This window comes from Stieleria tagensis (assembly GCF_024129865.1).
GTDB lineage: Bacteria > Planctomycetota > Planctomycetia > Pirellulales > Pirellulaceae > Stieleria > Stieleria tagensis.
Genome location: NZ_JAMYFE010000030.1, coordinates 85,121 through 105,125, shown reverse-complemented (window position 1 = coordinate 105,125; position 20,005 = coordinate 85,121). Strand labels below are relative to the sequence as shown.

Sequence of the window (20,005 nt, the reverse complement as noted above, 5' to 3'; positions counted from 1 at the left end):
ACTTCCCCCCCCCTCGGATCATTCATGGAACTTTCAGAAGATGCGGTCCCGGACCACGCGGACTGTCAGGATCAAGATAACGAATCAGATTGCGATCAATTCCACGTCGTCGGCGTGGGCGCATCGGCGGGCGGACTCGAGGCGATTGAGACATTCTTTGAACACATGCCCGTCGATAGCGGGATGGCGTTCGTCGTGGTGCAGCATCTTTCGCCGGACTTCAAAAGTCACATGGACGAACTGATTGCGAGAAAAACTCAGATCCCTGTTCAGCAGGTCGACAACGCCACACCGCTGAAACCGAACCGCATCTATCTGCTGCCGGCCAAGATGGAAATGGAAGTCCGAGACGGCAAATTGATGCTGTCACATCGCGACGCCAAGCGTTCACTTTCGCGACCGATTGATCTGTTTTTCAATTCGCTCGCCGAAGATGTAGGTGATTGTGGAATCGGGATTGTTCTGTCAGGAACGGGCAGTGATGGTTCACTCGGTCTCAAAGCAATCCATGATGCCGGCGGTTTGGTGATGGCCCAAGACGAACTTTCGGCGAAGTTTGACGGCATGCCGCTGAGTGCCCAGGCGACCGGAATCGTTGATGTCGTGTTGCCGCCCCAGGAGATGCCCGACGCATTGATGCGCTACACAGTCGAAAGTGTCCCCAGAGACAAACTGGCAAACGTCGATTTGGTATTTGAATCGGCCAGCGGGCTTGAGCAGATCTTTGTCTTGCTCGATCAAAAATTTGGAATCGATTTCTCGGAGTACAAATCCAGCACCGTTGGCCGAAGGATTCAGCGGCGGATGGATCTGACCGCGATCAACCAATTGGAGCAATATGTCCAGCGGCTAACGAATGATTCACATGAGCTGGACACGCTGTACCGAGACTTGTTGATCGGTGTCACGCGATTCTTCCGCGATGACGACGCTTATGAAACGCTGGCATCACACGTCATTCCCCAACTGTTTGCCCGCGAAAACGAAGGCCGTGAACTACGGATCTGGGTGGCCGGCTGTGCGTCTGGTGAAGAAGCCTACTCGGTCGCAATGCTACTGGACGAAGAGCGTCGCCGCAGCCAATCCGACGTGGACTTTAAATTGTTTGCCACCGACGCCCATCCCGCCTCCATTCAAAACGCCGCCAGGGGCCTCTTTGCCGAACAAGCGGTGCTGGAGCTCAGTGATGAACGTCGCAATCGCTACTTTCGCCGCGAATCGGATGGCTACCAAGTGGTTCCCGAACTGCGCAAGTCGATCGTTTTCGCGACTCACAACTTGATCAAGGATGCTCCCTTCACGCAGATGGATTTGGTGTCCTGTCGAAACATGTTGATCTATCTGCAACCGGCTGCGCAGTCCAAAGCGCTGTCGCTGTTCCACTTCGCATTGAAACCCGGGGGAACGCTTTGGCTGGGGCCCAGTGAGTCAACGGGCGACCTGAGCGACGAATTCAATGTGATCGATCCACACTGGCGGCTTTACAGCAAACGCCGGAACACCCGGATGCCGGTCGGCACCCCGATGTTGAGCAATCCGCGAACTGAAAAGATGCCGCGGCTGTCATTCCTGCGATCTCCCGTCCGCGCCGAACGTGTCGACCGGAAACTGGTCGGCGACTACGACGAATTATTGGACCAGAAACTGGGACGCAGCTTATTGGTTAGCCGCAGCGGTGAAATCCTACATGTCTTCGGTGGAGCAGAAAAATACTTGCGGTTCGTGACCGGACGCCCCTCCGTCCAGGTGTTGGACTCCATCGACGAACGATTGAAGGCATCGCTTTCGGCGGCGCTGCATCATGCCACCCGCAAAGGCGCGACAGTGCGCTATGCCTCGATCCCCTATCCCAACGAAGATGGATTTGAACAACTGGAAATTCAAGTCGAACCGGTGGGCGACTTCGAAACCGGGTCGGGCAACATGCTGGTTCAATTTCGTTCGGTCGGCCCCTCGCCGCCTCCGACCACCGAACAAACCGAAACCGAAATCTCTGAAATCAAAATCGGTCAAGTTGCCGCGTTGGAATCCGAACTGCGATTCTCTCAGGAAAATCTGCAGGCGACCATCGAGGAAATGGAAACCTCGAACGAGGAATTGCAGGCATCCAACGAAGAATTGGTTGCCTCCAACGAGGAACTGCAAAGCACCAATGAAGAACTTCATTCGGTCAACGAAGAACTGTACACCGTCAATGCCGAACACCAGCGCCGTGTCGAGGAATTGGCTGAATCCAACGCTGACATGGACAACCTGTTGGCGATCACCCGAGTCGGCGTCCTGTTCTTGGATAGCCAACTTCGTCTCCGCCGGTTCACTCCGGCGATCGCCGAACTGCTGGATCTAAGCCCGCTGGACTTGGGGCGATCGATCGACGATTTTGCACATCGATTGAATCACGACTCACTGCACGACGATCTGAAATCGGTGCTCCGGTCCGATCAGATGGTCGAGACAAAAATGACGGACAAAGATGGCAGTCCCCATTTGATGCGGATCGTGCCCTACCGTTCCGGTGACAGTACCCGTGGGGTGGTGCTAACGCTGATCGATATCTCGTCATTGGCAGAAGCAGAGTTACAACTGCGGATGCATCACTTGGCGATGGAAGCGACATTGAACGGGATCGTCATCACCGATCCCAACCAAGCCGACAATCCGATCACGTATGCGAACCCCGGATTCAGTCAATTGACGGGATACGAGCGGGAAGATGTGATCGGGCGCAACTGCAGATTCTTGCAAGGCGAACTGACCGATCCCGACACGGTGAAACAAATCCACCAAGCCGTTCGTGCAGGTTCGGCTTGCCGGGCGACGATCCTGAATTACCGAAAGGACGGCACGTCGTTTTGGAATGATCTGCAAATCACGCCGGTGTTCGACGAGAACCGCGAACTCACCAGCCTCGTCGGGGTGCAGCAAGATGTCACCGATCGCATCAAAGTCCAGCGCGCACTGCAAGAAGCGAACTTGGAAACCCAACGCGCCAGCGAAGCCAAGAGTGCGTTCATGGCCAATATGAGCCATGAACTCAGGACACCGATGACAGCCGTGCTGGGCTTTGCCGACATGCTGGCCAAAGAGTTGGCTGATGAAATCCATCTGGAAAAAGTCAACACGATCAAACGCAATGGTGAATACCTGCTGACGCTTTTGAACGACATCCTGGATCTTTCCAAGATCGAAGCCGGACAGCTCGAGATCGCCAAGGACGAACTCTCGGTCGAAGAAATCATTTCCGATGTCCAGGAACTGATGGATGTCAGATCATCCCAAGAGGGGATCCCGTTAGAATTTCAGTGGGCGGCCCAGATCCCAAAAACCGTCACCGGCGACAAAACACGGATCCGTCAAATCCTGGTCAATCTGATCGGGAACGCATTGAAGTTCACCGATTCGGGCCAAGTGCGGGTCCACGTCGATGCAGCCAGCGATGGCGAACAGGGGCACTGCATTCAGTTCGCGGTGCACGACACGGGGATCGGGATTCACTCGAGTCATTTGGAGGAACTGTTTACCCCGTTCAGTCAATCGGGAATCGAACGTCGTCGACGTTTCGGCGGCACCGGGTTGGGGTTAAGTATCTGTAAACGGTTGGCCAACGGGATGGGCGGAACCATTTCGGTCGCGAGCAAATTGGGTGTCGGCAGCACGTTCACGTTTTCATTGCCTTTGACCGAATCTCAGTTCAAGGGTTTGACGCCGATCGACAAAGAACTGACGACAAATCAACAGCCGGCGCCGCGCAAACACGATTGGCCGGAGATCGACGCCCGCATCCTGCTGGCTGACGATCGCCGCGACATCTGGCGGATCGGCAAGTACTTTTTGGAAAAAGCAGGCGCTGTGGTGACGGTCGTGGAAGACGGTTTGCAGGCGGTCGAAGAAACCAAGCGTGCGGTCAACGAAGACCGAATGTTTGACCTGATCATCATGGACATGCAGATGCCGGTGATGACCGGCCCCGAAGCGATCGCGGAGATCCGTCAACTCGGTTTCGAGTTGCCGATCATCGCGCTGACGGCCGATGTGATGGCCGGCGAGCGCGAAGCCTGTTTGGCGATGGGGTGCAACGATTATCTGCCCAAACCGATTGATGCCCGGCAATTGCTCACCACCGTCGCGAAACACTTGCCAAAGCAAAAGTAGCCCGCCCGGACCGAGCCGTCGATTTCTACGGGTCGCGAACGATCGCAGCGGCCCGTTCGCAGGATGAATCGTTCGCAGGATGACTCGTTCGCACCCAATGCGACCAACCGCCGATCGCAACGCTGCAAAACGGGGTCACTTGGCAAGCTTAACATTGGCGGCCGCATAGGCCTGGTGCCCTGTCGAATCGCCCGGTAACACCGGGTGCTGGTGCGTTGGCAAAAATGCCGCGTGTTCGGCTAAGACGTTCTTGTATTCGGGACGCGACGCCAAATTGGTCCATTCATGGGGATCGTTTTCCAGGTCATACAACTCACGCGATCCATCGTGGTATTGAATGAATCGATAACGCGCCGAGCGGATCGCAAAATTGCCGCGGCCGAAACTGGTGATCGCCGGATGCTGCCAATCACTGGACGGATCTTTCATCAGCGGAACCAGACTCTGGCCCTGCTGTTCTTCGTCAACCGGTAATCCGGTCAGTTCCAAGAGGGTGGGAAAGACATCTAGCAATTCCACCGGCTGGGCGCTGCGCTGATTGGCTTTGAATCCCGGTGCGGAGACGATGATCGGGACGCGCGTCCCGTCTTCCCATAGCGATCGTTTGGCCCAGCGTTGTTTCTCGCCCAGATGAAATCCATGGTCGGAAAAGAGCACGACGATGGTATTGTCCGCGTATTCGCTGGACTGCAATGCGTCGAGAACGATACCCAAGCAATGGTCGGCGAAGGTCACCGATGCCAAATAGGCCTGGACGGCGTGGTCCCACTGGCCCGAATCGACCATCCACTGGTGCGTCGGCGAAACATGTTTCAGATTGGTCAGATCGATCGCGTACTGACTGAGGTCTGCGCGATCGTCCTCGCGGACCAAGGGCAACTGAATCCCGGCGCGCGGATGCAAATCGAACCACTTCTGGGGCGCGTACATGGGAACGTGGGGGCGATAAAAACCCACGCCCATGAAAAATGGCTTTGTATGTTTGGCCTGCAATTGCTCGGCCGCCCAGGTTGCCGCCTTGATGTCCGGCATCTGGTCGTCACTTTCCGGGTAGACTCCCCAGTCCCACAGTGGATGCCCGTGCGGCTGAGAGATTTTCTTTTCCGGCCTGGGTCCGAAACCGCCCGATGGTTGGTATTTTTGAAAGAAACGTTTGTCACCGGTGTGAAATAGCTTTCCTGTTGCCAGTGTCTCATAGCCGTTGGCGGCAAACACCTCTGGCATCGTTTTGACATCCTTTAAAGCAGGTGCCTGTTTCAAGTCGGGCGAAAGAAAATAGATACCGGTCGAATGCGGGTAGCGACCGGTCATCATGCTGGCCCGCGACGGGTTACAGACCGGCGACTGACAATGGGCGTTTTCAAACAATGTCCCAGTGCCGGCCAGTCGATCGATATTGGGCGTCAAAGCTTGTGGGTGCCCCTGTAAACAACCAACCCAATCGTTCAGATCATCAATCGAAATCAGCAACACATTGGGCTTGTTTTCGGCAAACGCGGTCACGCCCATCAGGGCGATGCTACAGAGCAAAACGAGCGGTCGAATCATGATGAAAACAGGATGGGGGGTCATTTCAGATTAAACGCGTCGCACAATTCGTCGATCACGGACTTGGGCATCACTGACACTTTGCCGATCGCATTGGCATTGATCACCGCTTCGGCGGTTGATTCCAACACTTCCAAACGATCAAAGGCATCCAACACACTGGATCCGGTCACCAGCACCCCGTCGTTTTCCAAAATCGCGGCAGGGTTGGTTTGCGAGACGACATCGGCGATTCCTCCGTCGTTCCCATACTGGACGCCGTACGCGGCGCGTTGGACATCGCGTAAGAACACGTAGCTTTCTGGAATCGTGCGCACATCCAGCGGAACCTCCGTCGCGCTGAACGCGGTCGCATTGACCGGATGAGCAAACACGATGGCCTGAACATGCGGGTGTTTTTGATAGATCGCTTGGTGGGCTCGCGCCGCTCGACTGGCCAGTTTTCCGCTTTCACGCTGGTCGCCGTTGACCAACACAAAATCATCCGGTGCCAGCAACTCTCGGTCGCGCTGTGTCGGCGTGATCAAGAAGGTCTCGCTGTCGACACGCGCCGAAAAACTACCTTCGGTGCTGATCAACAATCGTTGCCGGCAACCGCGGCGAACAAAATCGCACAACTGGCGACGGAGTTCTTGTTCGCCGGCCGACGCGACACCAGGGTCGTAGGACTGGAAATCAACCCCGCGCTGGGCAGCTTGTTGCAATTGTTGGTCGTCCAACACACGGACCTCGCCCAACTGTTTCGCCTTGATCAGTGTTTTACCTACAAATTCGAACGCTTCGAATCGTTCAAACGCCGATGCCAGACTTTCGCCGCCAACGACGACTCCATGGTTTTCCAAGATCACACTGTCACAAGACTTGGCAAACGTCTCAGCGATACTCTGGCCCAGGGCATCACTGCCGGGGCAGGCATAGGGAGCAAACCCGACTTTTCCACAAACACTGTGAGCTTGGTGGAACAATCGCGTGTTCGGTGTCTGTCGACAAATGCTGAACGCCACCAATGCCACCGGGTGGGCGTGGACAATCGCTTGGATGTCGGGCCGAGCGGCATAAATCGCTTTGTGAAACGGAAACTCCGACGAAGGCGGATGAAGGCCCTCGACGGTCCCATCGGCACGCACACAGACGATGTCCTTGCGCGTCAAATTGCCTTTGTCGACGCGAGCCGGCGAAATCCAGATATCACCCGCACCATCGCGAATCGAGAGATTTCCGCCCGACGTCGTCGTCATACGATAGCGGTAAATCCGATCCATCGTCCGCATGATTTCGTCGCGCGGATGAACGACATTTCGACACTGATTCATCTTGTTGTTTCCGAGTCGGACTTACAGAGGGCGTACGACGGATGTGCTGCGGTAATAGTCCATCAGAGTTTCGACCGACAGCACGCCGCCGCCCATTCCGCTCTTATTGACTCCACCATAGGGCACGCCGTGGGCAAACACGTTGTGGGCATTGATCCAACTATTGCCGGCCACCATCGCTTCGGCGACTCGCGCGGCTCGGTCATTGTCTTTGGTCCAGACGCTGTTGGCTAAACCATAGTCGGTGTCGTTGGCCATCGCGATCGCCTGCTCCTCGGAATCAAATTTTGCCAAGTAAGCGACCGGTCCAAAAATCTCTTCGCGAGCGGCAACGTTTTCCAAATCGCCGGCCAACAGCGCCGGATTGACGTAGTTCCCAGTGAACCCATCCACCGTCGCCGGGCCTCCGCCGTATAAACACTCTGCGCCAGCGGCTTGGCCTTTTTCCTGATAGCCCAGCACTCGCTGGCATTGTTTGGGATTCACCACCGGTCCCATTTGACTCTGCGGATCCAGTGGGTGTCCGATCTGCACCTGCTTCATCTGCTCAATGCAGTGGGCGACAAATTCGTCGTAGATGTCTTCCTGGATCAGCCAACGCGTGGCATCACAACAGACCTGGCCGCTGTGGAAGGTGATCGCACCGACCAAGGCTTCTGCGGTTGCTTTGACATCGACATCGTCGAACACAACCGCGGCACCTTTGCCGCCCAGTTCCAGTTTGACCGGAACCAAATTACGTCCGCAAGCTTCACCGACCAATTGACCGACCTCCGGTGAACCGGTGAACGACATGCGTTTGATCTTGGCATTGGCTGACAGGGCGGCACCGGCGACGGCACCCCGCCCCGTGACGACATTGATCACACCGTCGGGAACGCCGACTTCGGTTGCCAACTGAGCCAAATAGAGTGCCGAGAGCGAAGTGTCTTCGGCCGGTTTGATGACCACGGTGTTGCCGGCGGCCAGTGCAGGTGAGATTCCCCAGCCGATCAACAGGAATGGGAAATTCCAAGGAAAGATAAATGCACACGCTCCCCAAGGCTGCTTGAACGTCCAGGCATCATGTCCGGGCACGTCCAGTTTGGTTCGCAGTTCAACCTTGTCTGCCAGGCCGACGAAATAACGCAACGTGTCCACAAAATTCTGGACGTCGCCAGCCGCCTGGGCTTGGATCTTGCCCGCATCAAGTGCTTCGATCTGCGCAATGATCGGCTTGTGCTGCTCGACGGCGTCGGCCAGGCGCAACAGGATTTTGCTGCGTTCGCCTTGGGACAATTTTGCCCACGCCGGAAAGGCATCGCTAGCGATATCAACGGCTCGGTCGATCTCAGCCGCATTCAGATCGTGGATTTCCGCAAGCGTCTGACCGGAACCCGGATCGATCGTGGCAATCAATTCGCCTGACCCCGACGGGAATTCCTGGCCGCCAACAAAACTGGCAAACGGACTCTTGTTCAAAAAAGCTTCGACTTCGGGAAGCAATTCAACTTGACTGGTCAGGCTCATTTCTGGGGTCCTTGGGAGGGGGGGATATGGCGAACCGTTGATCCGCTCTACTTTGCCAATTGATACACGGAAATCGACTCGATCATCATTTCGCCGACATCAGCATACTGGTCGTAGGTCGCGAAGGGATCGAATCGTAGCTTCTTTACGGGGCCGTTGCCGGGAATTGCAAACAGATACGCGTTGACAGTGTTGGTGGCCGCCAAGGGGCGTTTGGTCTGTTGTGTGCCGTTGAACCCGCGCCCCGGCAACGCCCAATAGAACTGACTGGTGGCTCCCTTGGACGGCATCGCGACCAGTTCGATCACCAGCCTGCCCGCTGCCTCGTGATCCAATCGAACGGCCAGCTGAGAATCGTTACCGCTGGCGACTAGAAACACCTTGCCGTCGCGTTGCTTGATCTGGACGCCTTTTCGATCGGTCCACTGGGCGACCTCCGCCGGCTGACTAAAATCCCAGCTCGCAATTTTCTTTGCAGCGGTCAAATCGATCCCGTCCGGATTGACCGAATGGTCGGCAGGCGGGGACGTTTTGAACGCCACCGCTGACGTGGGGATCCCGCTGGTCGCAGAGAAGGCGTAACTTCCCGATTCAACCGCAAGCACCGCCAGTTTGTCTTCGTGGTGAAGCAAACTGACATGGGGATTCCCTTCTATCGATTTTCCACTTTCGGTGATACTGGTCGCATCCGTCGTCGGCAAGCAGACTTTCGCCGTCGTGTTGGCCGGGATGGAGACGTTCAAATGGAACACACCATCGTCAATTTTCCAGTCACTTCGAATCGTGCCGTGAATCGATTCATACGATGCATTGACCCAGTCGATCGCGGGTTGCATGGCATTGCTGCCGGGTGCCGGTGGATTGGGGCAAATCAAGATTTTCTTGAAACCGGGCCCATCGGATTGAATCCCGGCCAACGTCGCAAACATCCATTCGCAAACTGCACCAAAGGCGTAATGCGAAAACGAATTCATGGCGGCGTTGTGACGGCCAAAGGCGTCTTCTTTGGTGTAGCTGTCCCAGCGTTCCCAGATCGTCGTCGCTCCGTTGGCGATTTCATAACCCCAGGACGGAAACTCGCGCGACTGCAACAAGAACGCGGCCAAATCGTTTTGGCCGGATGCAGAGAGCACCGGTAACAACGGGCGTGTCCCCAGGAAACCGGTCGCCATGTGATTGCCGTTCTCATTCAGCATCTTTGCCAGATGACGACCGGTTGATTCGCGTTTGTCGGCCGGAATCAAGTCTGCGAACAAGGCGAGCGCCTGTGCCGTTTGCGTGTTGATGTTCACACTACCGTCGTCGCGTAGATACTTCGCTTGAAAAGCCGCTTTTGTCTTTTCAAACTGGCTGCGGTACGCCGCAGCTTCTGCACCGCGTCCTGTCGCATCGGCCATCTCGGACATCATCTTGGCAGAGATCGCAAAGTAGATCGTGTCAACATAATCGAGCGGTGTGTCGGCGCCTTGCGCCAACCAGTCGCCCCAAGCGTTCCCGTGCGTCACACCCAAATCATTGACACTGGTGCGTTTGCGCCAGTCCATGAAACGGGTCATCGGTTGCCAGCAATCTTCGATCACCTGTGTATCGCCATAGAACTGCCAGATCGTCCACGGGCAAATCACGCCGGCGTCGGCCCAGGCGGTGCCAAAATCCCAGCCGTGTTGAAAGGGAAACGGGGCGTAACCGGGGAACGCGCCGCTGGGACGCTGTGATTCCATCAACTCGCGCAGCCATTTGGTGTAAAACGCACCGATGTCGGCATTGTAAGCAGCCGTTGCGACATAGGCCTGGGCGTCGCCGGTCCAGCCCATTCGCTCGTCGCGTTGAGGGCAATCGGTGGGCAGGTCCAGGAAATTTGCCCGCTGCGTCCAGACAACGTTCTTGAACAATTGGTTGACCATCGCATCACTGCACTCGAACGTGCTGGTCATTGGCGTGTCGCTGTGCAGCACCAGCCCGGTGACAGCGTCCAGTCCTGGATCGCCCGGACAGTTCGCCAGTTCGACAAATTGAAACCCATGAAAGGTGAATCTCGGCTCATAGGTCTCGCCGTCCGGATCACCCTTGCAGGTGTAAAAATCAGTGGCGCGTGCCTTGCGAAGGTTTTCGGTCATCAAGCTGCCGTCGGGATGCAGCATTTCCCCATAACGAATCTGAATTCGCTGGCCGGCAGGGCCGTTGACTCGCAAACGTATGCTGCCGGCAAAGTTCTGCCCGAGATCAAACATGAACGTGCCCTCGCGGCGCTGGGTTACCTTCTTCGCCGGGATCTGTTCGGTCACACGAACTGGAACACCAGGAAACGCTTCCAGCTTGGGACGCTGAAAACCCAATTTCGTTTCGGCCCCTAAATTACGGACTCCCTGACCCGGTTTTTCCGGATTGCGACGTTGATAGAAGGTCGCCGTCGGATTGCCGTTGTCGGTGGCCAAAATCGCTGACTGCCAATTGCGATCATCAAAATCAACCGTCGCCCAACCGGGCATTTCTCGACGCGCATCATAGGCCTCGCCCATCAGCAAATCAGCCTCTTGAATCGGGCCGTTGCCGGTCACTTTCCAAGTTGCATCGGTGCCGACAACCTGCCTCGAGCCGTCGGTGTACTCGATTTCCAACTGTGTCATTAGTGACGGGGTTTTACCGTAGATTGCGCGGCCGGTTTTTTCGGTTCCCATTCCGGTCAGCAATCCAAATCCCACGTACCCGCTGTACCAACCGTCTGCGACCCAGGCCCCGATCGCATTGTCCCCGGTTTGCATCAGGTCCGTCACGTCATAGGTGTTGTAGTAGGCGCGTTGGCGATAATCCGTCCAACCGGGGGTGAACCGGGCATCACCAACTCGTCGACCATTGATGTGCAGTTCATAGATCCCGAGCGCGGTCGCATAGACCGTCGCACGCTGAATTTGCTTGGGGGCTGCAAATTGTTTGCGATACTGCCGCGCCGCCGGCAGGTAAAGTGTTTCGACATCCGTATGAATGGGCGCTGAGTCGCGATAGCTAATGTAGTCCGCCGTCCAATCGGATTCATTCAACAGCGCCATCGACCAGTGCGCTGGCTGGCTGGACACTGGCTGGCTGGGCACAGAACTGTCGTCACTTCCATTCCAGACCTGGACCTTCCAAAAACACTGTTGTCTCGAACGGAGCGGTTTACCAGCGTACTGGACGAACAACGTTTGATCGGATTCGATTTTGCCTGAATCCCACAGGTCCGCTTGGTCCTTGTTCAGCTTGTCGGCTGACGATGCAACAAGAATCCGATAGGCGGATTGGTGTTCACCACGGGCCGCTGACTCGACACGCCAGCTTAAACGTGGTGTGGTGATGTCGATGCCGATCGGGTCGTCCAGGTACTCACATCGCAGGTGCGTCGGTTCCAATGCAACGGCATGCGCAGAGACCAGTAGACCGGTGATAATCAGAACGGAGCAAGTGGAAGCGAATTTCATAAGTTCAACAAATGACTGGTTGTATCGAGTGGCTGACTGAGATTCGAGCCGGCACTAAATGTCAACTTCTGCGGCATCGACCGGCAACTTTCGACTCATCCAAACCGGCGTGGCGATGAACCATCCAATCGTGCCGACCAGAGCGGTGATCTTCACCGTTTCCAATCCGATCAGACCCGCAAAATGAAGGAGGCAGGGAAGGATCACACAACAGAGCGAAATCAAGGAGGCAGCTTTAGCGATCGCGTACATTTCAAAGCCCTGGGTTGGATGGATCGGTAACGGACTCAGTCGCTTGCAACACGGATGGTTTCTGTGTGAATTTGCTAATCACCAAATACAACAGCCCACAAGCGACCCAGCAGGGAATCACCGCATAGGCGGCGAACAAGCCTTTCCAAAAGATCAGATACAAGCCGACGGCAACGGGTAATAACCAAGCGACCATCACAGCCACGTTGACCTGCGTTCCGCTATGAGTCGCATATTCATCGCGCAGTCCGAATTTTTTCATCAGGTAGTAATCAACAAAGATCACCGCCCCCATCGGCCCCAGCACCGTGCCGTAGGTGCCAACGAATCCGAGCAACTGGGCAGACAAGTTCGGGAAGGCTCCGGCGATGGTTGCCACTGCACCGGCAACCAACGTCATCGCCGTGCGCGAGGTCTTGGGCAGCACTCCTTGAAACGCTAACCCGGCGCGATAGATCGTTGGATTCGCAGTCGTCCATCCGGCGATCACCACACAAATGATCCCTGCCCAACCGAGCGATGCGAATGCAAGCTGGCCGGGGTTGGCGACAACGGTTCCTGGCAATCCGACATCTTCTGCACCCTCGGCAACCGTCTGCAGTGCCAAATCAGGTTGCAATTTGATCAGCGCGGCCAACAACAGCGCGGCGGCGATCCAGGCCATGTAGTGACCGAGAAACATGCCGATCGCCGGCGCCCAGCCGGATGCTTTGTGCCGTGCGAAGCGAAAGATTGATAGATCAGCCATCCCAAAGTGCATCGCACCATTGCACAACCAAGCAAACACCACAATCTGCCAAAACCCAAACGATTGTTCGCCGTCATGCGATTGCACGAATGTCACCGCATCGCTCCAAAACCGTCCCTCGGTCAAGGCCGCCAGGTTGGTCGCATCGAGCTGCGCCAGGGACACAATTCCACAGGCCGCAAACACCGCGATCATCCACGGCGCTGCAATGTTGGCGACACGGGCGACGCGTTCATAACCGCCAGCGGCAACCACTGCGATCACGATACCGACGATGGCCACCAGCATCGTGAACGATGGATTGCTGAGACCAAACATGTTGCTCGGCACATCAAACGAAATATCAAATGGCACGCCCACGGCCGAGGCCGAAACGGTGACCATCGCACCAGCCAGAAAACAGAACAACAGACCATTGATCAAATTGTAAAACTTGACCAACGAACCACCGGCGATCCGTTCGAGTTGGTAGTACAGCGTCAGCCGTTTGGCCATCGCAATCGGCACAACTAAAAATCGCCAGGTCAGGACTGCCAGGAAGTTGCCTAGCAGCAACCCCAGCAGCAAATCGGCAAGACTGGCGCCGGCAGCCAGAAAGAGCGGCCCGATCATGAATTCGGTGCCGGCGGCATGTTCCCCGGCATACATCCCCCAGAATTTCCCTGAACCCAACAGCGCCGAATCCGGCACCGGTTGACGCTCAAATTCTCCGCCTGCACTGGATGTTTTTTCCGTCATTGGTGAACTGGTTGATGAGAGCTGGATGATTAAAAAAAAGCCCGACCGCGTACTAGACGATCGCCGAATGATTGCTGCGCTGCGACAAGGTTGCCTGTTCGTATTGGCGGACTCTCTGCAACCACTCGGCTCCGACGGGAACGCCACTGGATTGGCAGTAGTGATCCCAAACGGCTCCCAATGGCATCGTCTTCTGTTCTTCCATCAACACCAGGCGCGCGGTGTAGTCGCCCTCGCGTTCTAGCTGCTGGAGTGTTTCGGTGGGCTCCAACAAAGCTGCCAAGGCGGCTTTCAAAGTGTTCCGAGTGCCGATCGCCCAGGCGGCGACACGATTGATGCTGGCGTCAAAGAAATCCAGACCGATATGAACACGATCCAGATAATCGCCACGAATGATCTCTTGCATGATCGCTTGCAATTCATCGCTATAGGTCACCACATGGTCGCTATCCCAACGCACACCGCGGCTGACGTGAAGCAGCAATTCCGGAACGTACATCAGCACCGACGAGATTTTGTCCGAAATCACTTCGGTGGGATGAAAGTGACCGGCATCCAAGCACAGCACTTTGTTTCGCGAAATCGCATATCCCATGTAGAACTCGTGGGAACCAACGACGTAGCTTTCGCTGCCGATGCCAAACAGTTTGCACTCGACCGCATCGAGCGTGTGCTCCGGCGACAGATTCTCCGCAAAGATCTCGTCGAGTGATGCCGCCAGTCGTTCCCGAGGTGCTTTGCGACATGCCGGTGAATCCTTGTATCCGTCCGGCACCCAAAAATTATCCAGACAGGGATTGCCCTGCGCCTTGCCCATTGCCGCTGCGATGCGTCGACAGGCGATGCCGTGATCGATCCAAAACTGGCGGATGCCTGAATCGGGATGCGCCAACGTAAATCCGTCGGCTGCATTGGCGTGAGAAAAATAGCTGGGGTTGAAATCCAAACTCACGCCTTGGCTGCGAGACCAATCGATCCAGCCTTGAAAGTGCTCGATTCCGATCTGATCGCGATCGACCGGCCCATCAAATTCGCCATACAATGCGTGCAAGTTCAGTCGATGCTTGCCTGGGATCAACGAATAGGCGAGTTCCAAATCGCTCCGCAGTTCCGCCGGCGTGCGAGCCCGTCCGGGATAATTGCCGGTGACAGCCAGCCCGTTGCCCAGCGCCCCCTGGTCTCCCTCGAAGCCCGAAACGTCATCGCCCTGCCAACAGTGAACTGAGATCGCGATGTCATGCATCCGCTGCAGAGCAGCGTCCACATTCACGCCGATCGCTTGGTATTGCTCCTTGGCAAGCTGAAAAGCTGACTCGATCGAGGCCGGTTTTGTCATGGGATTACGCTGGCAACAGGGGCATGCAAATCTTCCTTCAGGCAACCTACCGTCGCCTTGATGTCCGCAACATACCCCAGCGGCCCATCTAAAACCTTGACGATCGTGTCCCTGACTAGCACAATAGTGCCAAAACGCAGGCACTGACGACCCTGGCAGTGACGACGCCCCCGGCATTCCAATCTCCGGCCCCATTCTGTTGATCCGCAAACTTCGCAAGCAGGACTGGTTTCACGAGGACGGGTTCCCGATCGTTGTGGAGCGACGCGACCCACAGCAACCCTTTGGCCTGCATTCGCACGAATTCTCTGAAATCGTGATCATCACCGGTGGCAAGGGTGTGCACCTGACGGGCGAAGATTCGTATGAACTGGTCACCGGTGACACATTTGTGATTGGCGGCGAGCGACCACACGACTACTTGAACATGGATCGACTGCGTCTGATCAATGTGATGTTCGATGCCAACGAGCTGCCGATGAATTTCAGCGACCTAAACTCGCTGTCGGGATACCACGCGCTGTTCACATTGGAACCGGCCTGGCGAAAGCGGCACATGTTCAATAGCCGATTGCAACTGACCCCCGTGGAACTGATCGAAGCGGTCCGTCTGGCCGATCAACTGGAAGCGGAATTGGACGATCGCGCCGCGGGGTTTGGCGTGATGGCCACGACCACACTATTGCAATTGGTGACATTCCTGTCGCGCTGCTATAGCCGATCTCGCAACCCGCAAAGCAAATCGCTGTTGCGAATTGCCGAAGCGATCACACACCTTGAACGTCACTATTCCGATCCGATCACACTGGATGAGTTAATCGAGATTTCTGGCATGTCGCGCCGCAATTTCATTCGCACCTTTGAATCGATCATGGGATCCCCACCGATCAAGTATCTGATCCGCCTGAGAATACGACGTGCCTGTCAATTGCTACAGCAAACCGACGACAGTATCACCCGCATCGCATTGGCGGTCGGATTCAGCGACAGCAACTATTTCAGTCGACAATTTCGACTGGTGACAGGATCGTCCCCACGGGACGTCCGCAAACAAAACGCCTAGCCATCGGCAAGGTCATTGAGCATGGTGGCTGATCCCGCCGGCGTTCAGACAGTCTGAACCCTGGCGGGATCAGTTACGATACTCCTGACAACCACAATGTTTTCCCTCTGCCGCAACCACAACTACAAAGTCGCAATGATGCAGATCACCCAGCAATTCGGCACATTGGTCGCGTTCGTTCTGTTTACGCTGGTTGCCGCCACCCATGCGCCGGCCACCGACACAGTCGAATTCCTGAACGGGTCAAAACTCAGTGGCACGATCAAATCGATTCGCAAAGCCGACAAAGAATTCGATTTTGAAACGTCCGTGGGCAACCGAACGTTTTCCAGGGTCTATCCGTTCCACAAAGTCCACGCGGTCACCTACCAGGGAACCCGATACGAACTGACCCCCTTGGCGGGCGCCACCGAGTCGGCCGACGCAACGCCCACCACGCGATCGAAATCTGAGGTCTTGGCACTGATCGCTGCGGCTGGGCAATCACCGCCGGAGTGGTTCGATTCGACTGAGCTGGACTATCCTGAATCACTTGACCTTGCTTGGCCACTGCAGCCGCCCAAAGGCCCCTGGCAAGCGCACAAAAACATGGGGCAATACATTTGGTCGGTCATCAACGAAAACCCCAGTCGTTGGCACTCCGGCATCAAACTGATCCATCACTTGCTGACACTGCACAAGGATAACCCTCAGTTGTTGAAGCGTGACATGAATGCGCTCGGATCAGCCTATTTCCGTTTGATGCAGGACTATCCGCGGGCGGCATTCTGGTACCAGAAAGGCAAACCAACGGCTGCCACCCAAGACGGTGTGCACCTTGCGGAATGTTATTGGCGATTGGGCAATCGCGCGATGGCGCTGCAGATGCTGCAAAGCCGCAGCCTGAACTTAAACGCCATCAAATTGCTCGGTGACATGGGGCAAATCGATCAAGCACTGAAACTGACCGCGGTCTATCAGCGTAGCAATGCCAACAATCAAGCCAACCTGCTAGCCGGCGACGCATTACGGAAAGCGGGAAAACTGGACCAAGCGATCGAGTACTACCAACGCGTCATTGATTCTGACAATCACCGCAACGAGGAATACGAACAGCGAGCGAAAGCGCGTGCGCAAGAAAGCATCGACACGATTCGCTTGTATGACCAAGCCGATGTCTCGACGGCCGCCGATGGGACCTACACCGACAGCAGCACGGGTTACAACGGAAAATTGGTGGTCGAAGTCACGGTCGAGTCAGGGGAACTCAAAACGGTCAAAATCACTGACCACAAAGAAAAACAGTTCTATTCATCGCTGACCGATACTCCGGCGCAATTGATTCAAAACCAAAGCGTTCAGGGCGTGGATGGAACCAGTGGGGCGACCATCACCTCCCAAGCCATCGTCAACGCAACCGCCAAAGCGCTGGCCAAGGCAAAACCATGAAACAGACCGGTTTAGCCATCGGGTTTGGCGGGCTTGCAGTGGCAATCCTGCTGGCGGTCTCACAAGATCACACCCTCGCGGCAACTGGGCTGGAAACAGGCTGGATGGTCGCAACCGCACTGGTGCTGTTGGTCGCGGCGATTTTGATCCTGCTGACTCGCTTTGATCGTGGTTCAGCGGCGTTGCTGCGACTCGATTGGTTTTCGCCCACATTACGACGACTCAAACCCGGCCAATTTGCATCTCAATCATTGCCCGGTCGCCTGTTGCGGCGCATCACGCCTCGTCGCTGGCAATCCGATCGGGCCTCGAAACAGCGCGGAGTGATTCGGAAATCACTGCGGCGATTGGGTTTGTCTTGGTTGGCATCCCCACTGCGTCGCATCGTCCAAACGGTTTGTTTGCTCACGTTTGTCGTGCTTTTCTTTTATGTCTGTTGGCCCTACAACGCCCAGCCAGCTGCTGCCGGTCGTCAATCAACTGACTGGACGTTCCTGGCAATCGCGTCACAGTCCAGCCACCTTGATTTCGCAGGCGAGTTCGCTGGCCCCTGGCAGCCCTCTCCCAGCGACACGGTTTATGTCGGGGGTGACAGTCGCCCCGCCCAGCCGTTTTCTGTCATCAGCGTTTCGCCGCATCAAATTCGCTTGCAACCGCAAGGCGAACTGACGGCCGAACGGTTGGATGCGTTTGTCACCGCCGACTACCGTTGGACGCTCAGCCAAACCGATCCCAATGCTTGGCCGTCACACTATGCCGACAACCTGGCCGCCAAGGAAATCATTCCCGCCGAAACCTTTTTGGTCATCGACCCGTTGGTCAGCTTGTCGACCGCAATCGCATCACGCAGTTGGGTCTGGTCACTGGCGTCTGCGGCGATCATCTTGATTGTTTGCATTCTTATCCCACGTGGGTTTTGCGGCTATCTGTGCCCGCTGGGAACGACCATCGATTTGTTTGACTGGGCGGTCGGTCGACGAATCACACGTTTCCGCGTGCCGGGCGACGGTTGGTGGGTTCACATCAAATACTACCTGCTGGCCGGCACGTTGTTGTGCGCCGTGTTTGGTGTTCTGGTTTCGGGTTTCTTTTCGGCAATTCCCGTCATCACACGGGGGATGCTATTCCTAGTCGATCCGCTGCAATCCGGACTGCTGCGCGGCTGGCATTTGGTGCCGGGGTTCAACATCGGCCAACTGTTTTCGATCGTGTTGTTTCTGTCGGTACTGGGGCTAGGGTTCTTTCGCCCCCGTTTTTGGTGCAAGTATGTTTGCCCCAGCGGGGCTGTGTTTTCACTGGGTAACCTATTTCGGGCAACCGAACGCAAAGTCGAATCGTCGTGTATTAACTGCAACAAGTGCGTGGAGATTTGTCCGTTCGACGCCATCAAACCTGACTTCACCACTCGCACCTCCGATTGCACGATGTGCCAATCCTGTGGTGGTGTTTGTCCGACGCATGCGATCAAATTCGTTGAACGTTGGAACGTGGTTGAATTGAAAGTCGAAAATGATCCGCCCACCGGTGAAACCGCGATCGGACGCAGAGGGTTTTTGTCGCTGGCCGGCGGTACGGCGGCGGCGGTCGCCGGCAGCGTGGGCATCACAGCGGCGACAAAAACGTTTGGTGCCCGACTTGACGCCCCCGATGCGTTCTTGCCCGTTCGTCCGCCGGGAAGCGTCCCCGAGCAAGAGTTTTTAGAGATGTGCATTCGCTGCGGCGAGTGTTTCAAGGCTTGTCCCAACAACGTGCTACAACCCGAGGCGTTTCAGCAGGGACTGGAAGGCTTGTGGACTCCGATGGTCAACGCCGATTGGGCCGGTTGTGAATCGAGTTGCAACGCTTGTGGGCAAGTCTGTCCGACGGGAGCGATTCGAGCGTTGCCATTGGCCGAGAAAAAGGCCGCTCGGATGGGGCTGGCAATCGTCAATGAATCGACCTGCCTGCCCTTTGCCGGCAGCGAGGCGTGTGACCTGTGCGTGCAAGAGTGCAACGCGGCGGGCTACCACGCCATTGAATACACTCAGGTCGGGACCCAAGTCGATGATAGCGGAGCGCCGATCGAAGGCACCGGCTATTCAGCCCCTGTCGTGTTGGCCGACAAGTGTGTCGGTTGTGGACTCTGTCAAACGCGCTGCAATGCGATCAATGTCAAAGAAAAAGGGTTGTTGACCAAGTCTGCGATCATTGTCGAAGCCGGCCCTGGCAAGGAAGATCGGTTGATGTCTGGTTCTTACATCCAGCTGCACGAATTGAAGGCGCCGCCGGCGGACAGCATTCAGCCCTCCGGTGAATACTTTGTACCCGATGCCGAAGACGTCCCTGACACAATCGATATTCCTGCCGGCGACGACAATCCGTTTGGTGTCCCTGCCGATCCACCGGCACCGAGCGCCACAGTGGATGACGACCCGTTCGGAACGCTGGGGTTATAACGAGTCATCGCCAATTCAAAGTGCAAAC

At 56.1% G+C, this 20,005-nt stretch carries 10 protein-coding genes; 4 read left to right on the top strand and 6 right to left on the bottom strand.

The window, feature by feature from the left end:
- Window positions 1-24: 24 nt before the first annotated feature.
- Window positions 25-4,152 (top strand): chemotaxis protein CheB, encoded by a 4,128-nt coding sequence (locus NHH03_RS06030; RefSeq protein ID WP_253154855.1) that lies wholly within the window; start codon window positions 25-27, stop codon window positions 4,150-4,152.
- A 135-nt stretch (window positions 4,153-4,287) separates the two neighbouring features.
- On the opposite strand, the gene NHH03_RS06025 is transcribed toward NHH03_RS06030, so the two are convergent.
- The 6 genes from NHH03_RS06025 to NHH03_RS06000 form a co-directional block, all read right to left on the bottom strand.
- The gene (locus NHH03_RS06025) at window positions 4,288-5,700 is read right to left on the bottom strand and encodes a sulfatase (RefSeq protein WP_253154854.1); all 1,413 of its coding nucleotides are present in this window, start codon (window positions 5,698-5,700) and stop codon (window positions 4,288-4,290) included.
- Between the two features lie 20 nt (window positions 5,701-5,720).
- Complete coding sequence (locus NHH03_RS06020) at window positions 5,721-7,013, bottom strand: class II aldolase/adducin family protein (protein WP_253154853.1); 1,293 nt, start codon at window positions 7,011-7,013, stop codon at window positions 5,721-5,723.
- A 21-nt stretch (window positions 7,014-7,034) separates the two neighbouring features.
- The gene (locus tag NHH03_RS06015; RefSeq protein ID WP_253154852.1) at window positions 7,035-8,522 is read right to left on the bottom strand and encodes an aldehyde dehydrogenase family protein; all 1,488 of its coding nucleotides are present in this window, start codon (window positions 8,520-8,522) and stop codon (window positions 7,035-7,037) included.
- A 47-nt stretch (window positions 8,523-8,569) separates the two neighbouring features.
- Window positions 8,570-11,977 carry a glycoside hydrolase family 78 protein gene (locus tag NHH03_RS06010; protein WP_253154851.1) on the bottom strand — a complete coding sequence of 1,136 codons (3,408 nt, stop codon included), beginning with the start codon at window positions 11,975-11,977 and terminating at the stop codon, window positions 8,570-8,572.
- A gap of 253 nt (window positions 11,978-12,230) precedes the next feature.
- The gene (locus NHH03_RS06005; protein ID WP_253154850.1) at window positions 12,231-13,715 is read right to left on the bottom strand and encodes a purine-cytosine permease family protein; all 1,485 of its coding nucleotides are present in this window, start codon (window positions 13,713-13,715) and stop codon (window positions 12,231-12,233) included.
- A gap of 52 nt (window positions 13,716-13,767) precedes the next feature.
- A complete protein-coding gene (locus tag NHH03_RS06000; RefSeq protein WP_253154849.1) occupies window positions 13,768-15,051 on the bottom strand; it encodes an L-rhamnose isomerase in 1,284 nt (427 codons plus the stop codon).
- Window positions 15,052-15,253: 202 nt separating this feature from the next.
- On the opposite strand from NHH03_RS06000, the gene NHH03_RS05995 reads away from it, so the two are divergent.
- The 3 genes from NHH03_RS05995 to NHH03_RS05985 all read left to right on the top strand — a co-directional run bounded on the left by NHH03_RS05995 (window position 15,254) and on the right by NHH03_RS05985 (window position 19,977).
- A complete protein-coding gene (locus NHH03_RS05995) occupies window positions 15,254-16,114 on the top strand; it encodes a helix-turn-helix domain-containing protein (RefSeq protein WP_315861427.1) in 861 nt (286 codons plus the stop codon).
- Window positions 16,115-16,210: 96 nt separating this feature from the next.
- Entirely contained in the window at window positions 16,211-17,542 is a 1,332-nt protein-coding gene (locus tag NHH03_RS05990; RefSeq protein ID WP_253154847.1) for an FMN-binding protein, read from the top strand.
- Window positions 17,539-19,977: a 4Fe-4S binding protein gene (locus NHH03_RS05985; protein ID WP_253154846.1), complete on the top strand. Its 2,439-nt coding sequence runs from the start codon at window positions 17,539-17,541 to the stop codon at window positions 19,975-19,977. Before NHH03_RS05990 ends, NHH03_RS05985 begins: the two co-directional genes overlap by 4 nt.
- Window positions 19,978-20,005: the final 28 nt, after the last annotated feature.